Genomic DNA, 9,205 nt, shown 5'->3' with positions numbered 1-9,205 from the left:
GGTGCCCGGAACTCGCGGGCCTCCACCACCGGCGCCGGCAACGCCTTCCGATCCAACTTGCCGTTGACATTGAGCGGCAGCGCATCGAGGACGACGAACACCGACGGCACCATGTACGACGGCAACGCCTTCGCCAGAACCGATTCGACGTCGGCCACATCGAGCACCCCGGCATCGGCGGCGACCACGTACCCCACCAGACGCTCACCGAGCACCTCGTCCGCCCACACCGTCACCGCGGCCTCGGCGACCGCGTCCTGCGCACGCAACGCCGCCTCGATCTCACCGAGCTCGATCCGGAAACCACGCACCTTCACCTGGAAATCGGCGCGCCCGACATAGTCGAGGGTCCCGTCCGGCCGCCACGCAACCACATCCCCGGTCCGATACATCCGCGCACCCACGCCACCGAACGGATCGGCCACGAACCGATCCGCCGTCAACCCCGCACGCGCGAAATACCCGCGCGCAAGCTGCGCCCCAGCCAGATACAACTCACCCGGAACCCCCACCGGCACCGGCCGCAACCGGTCATCGAGCACCAGAAGCCGCGTATTCCACTCCGGGCCACCGATCGGCACCGCCGACCCCGACACCGCACCAACGAGCTGCGCGGTCACCGACACCGCCGCCTCCGTCGGCCCATACAAATTGAACAACCGCGCCGCCGACGCCGCCGCGAACCGCGCCGCGGTATCAACCGGCAACACCTCACCGATCGCCAACACCCGCGCCAACGACCCCGGCAACCGATCACCCGACTCCACCAGCAACGCCTGCAACATCGACGGCACCACATGCAACGTCGTCACCGACTCACGCCGCATCAAAGCATTCAAATAACCCGGATCCCGATGCCCGTCCGCGTCCGCGACCACCAACCGGCCACCAGAAGTCAACGCCGACCAGAACTCCCACACCGACAAATCGAACGTCGCAGCCGTCTTCAACAACGCCGCATCACCCGACCCGAGCCCGAACTCCACACGCTTCCACTCGAGCTGATTGACGATCGCCGCATGCGCAACCGCCACACCCTTCGGCCGCCCCGTCGACCCCGACGTGAAAATCACATACGCCGTGTTCGACACCCGCAACGGCGCCACACGCTCCCGATCGGTGACCGGGCCATCAGCAAGGCCGGTCTCGTCGAACGAATCGACATGCACCACAGGAACATCGGGACCGGGATCGAAGCCGTCCGTAGATGTCGAGAGCACCAGGACCGGGTCGGCGGTATCGAGGATGTAGCCGACCCGCTCGGCCGGATGATCCGGATCGATCGGCACATACGCGCCACCGGCCTTGGCGACCGCGTACATACCCACGATCAACTCCACCGACCGCCGCATCGCCAACGCCACCCGCGACTCCGGACCCACACCCGCGGCGATCAGCAGCCGCGCGAGCCGGTTGACCCGCGCATCGAACTGCCCGTACGTCAACCGCTCATCACCAGCGACGAGCGCCGGCGCCTCCGGCGCCGCCGCGACCTGCGCATCGAACAGATCCACCAACGTCGCCGACGTATCCACCGGATGCCCGGTCTCGTTCCACCGCTCGACCACCACACCGCGCTCGTCGGCGTCGATCATCTCGAGATCGCCGACCGGCCTCGACGCATCGGCCACCACCGCACGCAGCATCCGCGCATACATCTGCGCGAACCGCCGCGCGGTCTCCTCAGTGAACAGATCCGTCGCATACGTGAACTCGACCGCCAGATCCGCCGGATTCCCGGTCTCATCGACACTGTCGACGATCGTCACATGCAGATCGAACTTCGCCAGATCCGTCTCGACCTCGAGCGGTTCCACCTCGAGACCGGGCAACTCGAGCGCACCGATCCGCATGTTCTGGAACGAGAACCCGACCTGGAACAACGGATGCCGCGACGCCGACCGAACCGGATTGAGCACCTCCACCAACCGCTCGAACGGCAGATCATCGTGCGCATACGCATCCAGATCGACCTCACGCACCCGCCCCAACAAATCCGTGAACGACTCCGCCGGATCCACCTGCACCCGCAACGTCAACATGTTCACGAACATGCCCACCAAATCGTCGAGCGCCGCCTGGCCGCGTCCCGCGATCGGGGTGCCCACCACGATGTCCTGCGACCGCGACAACCGCGCCAGCAACACCGACAACACCGCATGCATCACCATGAACGAGCTCGCACCCCGAGCCCGACCCAGCTCCACCAGAGCCCGATGCGTATCCGCATCCACCTCCGCGGCAACGGTGGCACCCGCGTACGACTGCTGCGCCGGACGCGGATGATCGGCCGGCAGATCCAACTGATCCGGAATACCCGCCAACTGCTCACGCCAGTACCCGATCTGACGCGCAATCACCGACCCCGGATCATCCTCCGCCCCGAGGACCTCCTGCTGCCACAACGCGTAATCGGCGTACTGCACCGCCAACGGCTTCCAGCCGGGAGCCGTCCTGGACGTCCGCGCCGTGTACGCAGTCATCACATCCCGGATCAGCGGACCAGTCGACACACCGTCCGACGAGATGTGGTGCACGACGAACGCCAGCACGTACTCCGACGGCGACAGCTCGAACAGCCGCACCCTCAGTGGCGCCTCGGCGGTGACATCGAACTGTGTCGTGGCGACCTCGATCACTCGGTCACGGATCTCGTCGGCGGACACCTGCTCGGGACCGAGATCCCAACCCGCCAGCGCCTCCTCGACCGGCAGCACCACCTGGTAGCCGACCCCGTCGACCTCCGGGTACCGGGTCCGCAACGACTCGTGCCGGCCCACGACATCGACCACCGCCGCCCGCAGAGCCTCCACATCCAAACCGCCCGACAACCGAACCGCGAACGGGATGTTGTAGGCCGCCGATTCGGGTTCGAGACGGTTGAGGAACCACATCCGTCGCTGCGCCAACGACAACGGCACCCGATCCGGACGCGGACCTGCGACAAGGTCCGGATAGGCATCGTCACCGGAGGCGTTGTCGATGTGCGCCGCCAGTGCCTCGACGGTCGATGCCCCGAACACGACACGGACGGGGATCTGGGCACCCGCGGTCGCCGACAGGCGCGAGACGACCTGCGTCGCCATCAGGGAGTTTCCGCCGAGTTCGAAGAAGTCGTCGTCCCGTCCGACCCGCGGTGTGTCGAGGACCTCGGCGAACACGGCGGCGACGAGTTCCTCCGTCGCGGTGGTGGGGGCGCGGAACTCCTTAGCTTCGAACATCGGCTCCGGCAGCGCCTTTCGGTCGAGCTTGCCGCCTGGAGTCAATGGGATCTCGTCGAGCATCATCACGGTCGCGGGCACCATGTGCCGGGGCAGGGATCGTCCGACGAAGTCGATCAGCGCGGCAGTGTCGATCTCACGACCGGATGCCGGATGCACGTAGGAAACGAGAACCTTACTACCCGTTGATGATTCGTGGGCCACGCTCGCGGCGAAGTCGACGTCGTCGTGGGCAGCGAGCGCGGCGTCGATCTCGCCGAGTTCGATGCGGAAGCCGCGGATCTTCACCTGGTCATCGGAACGCCCGACGTACTCGATCTGTCGGTCCGAGTTCCAGCGCACCACGTCGCCAGTGCGGTACAGCCGGGTGCCGGCGTCCCCGAACGGGTTCGCAACGAAACGTTCGGCGGTCAGGGCGGGGCGCCCCAGGTATCCGCGGGCTATGCCGGAGCCGGCGAGGTACAGCTCACCCGGGACGCCCGCGGGAACCGGCCGCAAACGCTCGTCGAGCACGTAGGCCATGGCGCCGCGAATCGCGCGCCCGATCGTCACAGGCTCGCCCGGCACCAACGCATCGGAAATATTCGACGCCACAGTCGCCTCGGTCGGACCGTACGCATTGAACATCCGCCGCCCACCAGTGACCCACCGGGCCACCAGCTCCGCCGAACACGCCTCCCCACCGACGACCACCACACGCAGCGCATCCAGACCCGACGGATCAACCGACGCCAACGCCGCCGGCGTCACGAACGCATGCGTGACCCCCTGCACCCGAAGAAGATCGGCCAGCTCATGGCCACCGTAGATCGACGTCGGCGCGACCACCATCGTCGCACCCGCCCCGAACGCCATCAGCAACTCGAGAACCGACGCATCGAAACTCGGCGACGCGAAATGCAACGTCCGCGACCCCGCCTCGAGGCCATACCGCTCCACCTGCTCAGCCGCGAACGCCGCCAGACCCGTGTGCGTCACCACGACACCCTTGGGCACACCGGTCGAACCCGAGGTGTAGATCACGTAGGCGGGATCGGTGTCTGTGAGCGTGCGTGTGCGGTCTGCGAACGTGATCGGATCGGCCGAGTGCGCGGCGAGGACACTGTCGAATTCTTCGTCGAGCACGAGCCACTCGACACCGTCCGGGAGCGACGCTCGCGCCTCAGCGGTAGTGATTCCGATGACCGCACCGGAATCGGTGACCATGTGCGCAACGCGATCGGCCGGGTAGTTCGGATCGACGGGGACGAAGGCGGCGCCGGCCTTGGTGACACCCCATACCGAGGACACTGACTCGATGGAGCGAGGAACGGCGACGGCGACCAGGTCTCCCGGTCCGATACCGCGTTCGATCAGGACTCGGGCAAGTCGTGAGGACCACGTATCGAGCTCCTCGTACGAGCGAGTGCGGTCGCCGCACACGAGGGCGGTGGCAGACGGGTCGCGCTCGACGGCGGCTGCCAACAGTTGGGGCAGCGTCGTCGCGCTCGATCGGCTCCGGCGTGCCGGCCGTTCTCTGCGTTCGGGACGCCGACGCCTGGTCCGCTTGCCCTCGCCGCTGTCCGCACTGTCCACTGCGCTCGACTCCAAACCCTGATCACTCATGCGGACCTGACACCTCGTGTATCTTTCGTCGGCATTTCACTACGCACCACAGTGGCTCTTCCCTTAGCACTTACGTCGCTCGGCAGACAATCCGCCATCATCGCCTCAGACCGACCATGTCTCCGCGTCGGCAACTATCCGCGCGATGTTCGGCATCTGCTCAGACCGCTGTCCACCGGTCAATATCAGAACCTCGAGGTCTTCGAGTTCGTCTACGTCGAGGCCGAGTGCTCGCTGTACCGGCATGAACGCGTGGGTCACCCATTCGTCCGCCAGAAGATCGGTGACCTCGCCCTCCTCTACCTCGGTCACGACCGTCGCCGCACCCGTGGTCAAGGCCAGGAGTAGTTCCATGACCGACCAACTAGTGCCGACGTTTTCGGTGCACACCGTGCGCGACTCGTAGGTGACGTCGAACTGTTCGCGGTCCCGGTCGGCCAGAGCCACGACGTGTCCGTGGGTGAGAACGTTGCCGTCGAGCCCGACGACGGCGGGGTCCTCGGGCCTCAGGCGCGTAATCCTCTCGGAGTAGGTGACCGGTCGGCTGGACTGCGCGTCGATCTGAGCGCGGCTCGTGTCGAGCACGATCCATGCAACGCCGTCCGGAAGCCCTGCGATGTTCGCTGAGGTCGTGATGCCCACCTTCGCCTCGAGCTCGAACGTCAATGTCTCCGGGCTCGTAGCGCGGCCGGCGTCCTCGGCATCGACGAGTGTGAGCGCCGCGCCGGACTCGAGCACGGCCCACACCGCGACCACCATGTCCGCCGACCGCGGCATCGCGACAGGAACGCGGTGGCCCGGACCGACTCCTTCTGTGATCAAGACCCGAGCCAGCCGCGCCGCCTGCTGCGCAAGGTCGCTGTAGGTGGTCTCCTCGCCGTTGTCGGAGAGCGCGGGTGCCTCGGGGTCGGCTTCGATGACCGACGCCAGAACCTGCGGGATGGTGCTGTCGCTCGGCACCAGTGCACCCTCGGTGCTGCTCGATGTCTCATCGGAGACCGGCTCGCCCAGCAGCTGGGCTCGTTCCTCGTCGGATGCGATCTCGATGTCGCCGACGACTGCCAACGGGTCCGCGGCGACGGCTTCGAGCACGCGCACGAAGCGCTGCCCGAACGTGACCGCCGTCGATTCGTCGAACAGGTCGGTGGCGTAGGTGACCAGCGCTTCCAACTCGCCGAGCGGCGTCGGGATGAGGGTGAGCTGGAGGTCGAACTTGGCTACCGAATCGACGTCCGGAACTACGTCGACCGTCAAGCCGGGGAGCTCGAGGCTCGCCCGCTGCTGGTTCTGGAACGAGAGCACCGTCTGGAAGATCGGGTGTCGTCCAGTCGAGCGGGCCGAGGCCGGTGCGACGGCCCCGACGACGCTTTCGAATGGCACGTCCGCGTGTGAGAACGCGGAGAGGTCCGTCTCGCGGGCCACTGCAACGACCTCCGCGAACGTCATCGACGAGGAAAGTTCGGTGCGCAGAGCGAGCGTGTTGACGAACATCCCCGCCAGGTCGTCGAGTGCGGCCTCTCCGCGGCCCGCGACCGGTGTGCCGACGGTGACGTCCCATGTTCCACTGAGCCGAGCCAGCAGCACCGAGAGCGCGCTGTGCGCGACCATGAACAGTGACGAGCCCTGCTCCTGGGCAAGCGATTCGAGCGCGCCGTGGAGGTCGACCGGGATCGTGAAAGCGATCTCGGCTCCGTGCATGGACGGCTCGGCCGGGCGAGGCCGGTCCGTCGGCAGCTCGAGCGCGTCGGGCGCACCGGCCAGGGTTCGTTTCCAGTATTCGAGCTGCGCGGCAGCGACCGTGCCCGGTTCCTCGGCGGAGCCGAGAACCTCTCGCTGCCACAGCGCGTAGTCCGCGTACTGAACGGGGAGCGGCGACCACTGCGGAGCCTCGCTTTGGCAGCGTGCCGCATAGGCGATCATCAGGTCCCGCGCCGTTGGTGCCATGGACAGCCCGTCCGCGCTGATGTGGTGAACCACGAAGACGAAGACGTGGACGTCGTCCGAGAGCCGGAACAGCCCAGCCCGCAACGGCGCTCGACTCGTCACGTCGAACCCGCGGCCGAGCAGGTCCATCATCTGCGCACGCAGGTCGTCCTCACCCTCGACGAAGACCTGAGCGAGATCCAGGTCGGCGCTGTCCGCGGGAATGATCACCTGGTGCGGGCCATCCGTGTCCTCCGGGTAGTACGTCCGCAGCGATTCGTGTCGTACCACGAGGTCCCGCAGCGCGGCCTGCAGTGCGTCTGTATCGAGTCGTCCGGTAAGCCGCAATGCGAACGGGATGTTGTAGGCCGCCGATTCGGGTTCGAGACGGTTGAGGAACCACATCCGCTGCTGCGCCAACGACAGTGGGATCCGGTCCGGACGCGGACCAGCCACCAACGCCTTGCGGCCGCCGCCGCCGGCCAACGCCTGCACCGACCCCGCCAACGCCTCCACCGTCGACGCCTCGAACAGCATCCGCACCGGCACCCGCGCATCCAACACCGCACCCAACCGGGCAACGACCTGCGTGGCGACCAGCGAGTTACCACCCAGGGCGAAGAAGTCATCGTCCAAACCGACCCGCTCGGCACCGAGCACCTCGGCGAACACACCCGCGACCAGGATCTCCGCCTCACTGACCGGCTCCCGGAACACCGCCGCCTCGAACACCGGCACCGGCAACGCCTTCCGGTCGAGCTTGCCGACCGCCGTCAACGGCATCTCATCGAGCACCATCACCGACGACGGCACCATGTACCCCGGCAACAGGGACTCCGCGTGCCGGGTAATCGCCTCGGCATCGACACCGGCATCGGCCAACACATACGACACCAACGCCGTCTGCCCCGACGCCATCCGATGACCCACCGTCGTCGCGAACGACACACCCGGATGACCGGTCAACGCCGTATCGATCTCACCGAGCTCGATCCGGAAACCACGCACCTTCACCTGGAAATCCGACCGCCCGACGAACTCGATCGCCAACTGCTCGGTCCACCGCACCACATCACCGGTGCGATACATCCGCTCACCCACGCCACCGAACGGGTTCGCCACGAAACGATCCGACGTCAACCCCGCACGACCGTGATAGCCCCGCGCCAACGCCCCACCCGACAGATACAACTCACCGGCCACACCCACCGGAACCGGACGCAACCGGTCATCGAGAACCAGCGCACCCACACCCGCGACCGGGCCACCGATGGTGATCGGCTCACCGGCGAACAACTCACCACGGGTGGACACGATCGTCGTCTCGGTCGGACCGTACGCGTTGAAGAACGTCCGACCCGGCGCCCACGAACCCACCAACTCCGTCGACGAGGCGTCACCACCGACCGCCAACAAACGCAGATCGGCGAGCCCGGCCGGATCCATCGACCCCAACACCACCGGAGTGATCAACGCGACCGTCACCCGATGCTGCTCGAGATACCCCTGCAGCTCCTCACCACCGAGGATCTGCGGCGGCACCACCACCAACTCCGCACCGGCAGCAGCGGCCAGCGCCCACTCGAGCACCGACGGATCGAAACTCGGCGAACAGATCGACAGCACACGATCAGCCGACCGCACCCCGTACAACCGCACCGACTCGTCCACCAGACCCGACAACCCACCATGGGTGACCACCACACCCTTGGGCCTGCCGGTCGACCCCGACGTGTAGATCACATACGCGGCATGATCGACCCGCAACGGACGCACCCGATCGGCGTCGGTGAACGCCGCCACCGACCGCCCCGCACCGGCCGCCGCCCGCTCGAGCTCACCGAGCGTCGACCACGCCACCGCCGACGGCAGATCCGCGATCACCGCCTCGGCCGCGATACCGATCACCGCCGCCGAATCGGCCACCATGTGCTCGATCCGATCCGACGGATACGTCGGGTCGACCGGAACGAACGCCGCACCGGTCTTCGCGACCGCCCACACACACAGCACCATCTCCCACGAACGCGGGAACGACAGCGCAACAACACTTTCCGGACCAACACCCCGGCCGGCCAACTCACGCGCGAGAGCACTCGACCGCTCGTCGAGCTCCCGATAGGTCAACGTCGTACCCGCACACGTGACCGCCCGCTCATCCAGACGGCCCGCCACACCACGGCCGAGGATCTCGGTCAACGTCTCCACCCGAGGCACCACCGGACCCGCCACACCCGTCAGCGCAGCCCACTCCGGCTCATCGAGGATGTCGACATCACCGACCGGCGCCACCGGATCGACAGTGACCGCCTCGAGCACCCGCACCAGACGCTGCCCGAACGAGACGATCGTGGCCTCATCGAACAGATCGGTGGCATACGTCAGATCCACCGACCACCCGTCGGTGGCGGCCGGGACCACGGTCACCTGCAGATCGAACTTGGCGACCTGAGCAT

At 66.9% G+C, this 9,205-nt stretch carries 2 protein-coding genes; both read right to left on the bottom strand.

Features of this window, described 5'->3' with window-relative positions; all coding sequences use genetic code 11:
* On the bottom strand, positions 1 to 4,826 hold a 4,826-nt coding region (locus EGT50_RS16840; protein ID WP_127955811.1), incomplete at its 3' end, for a non-ribosomal peptide synthetase.
* A 105-nt stretch (positions 4,827 to 4,931) separates the two neighbouring features.
* Positions 4,932 to 9,205 (bottom strand): non-ribosomal peptide synthetase (locus EGT50_RS16835; RefSeq protein WP_127955810.1); only part of this gene is annotated, 4,274 nt, incomplete at its 5' end.

It is taken from the genome of Rhodococcus xishaensis, from assembly GCF_004011825.1.
GTDB classification, from domain to species: domain Bacteria; phylum Actinomycetota; class Actinomycetes; order Mycobacteriales; family Mycobacteriaceae; genus Prescottella; species Prescottella xishaensis.
Note: the sequence above shows the minus strand (reverse complement) of the source record. Positions and strands in the feature narration are given on the sequence as shown.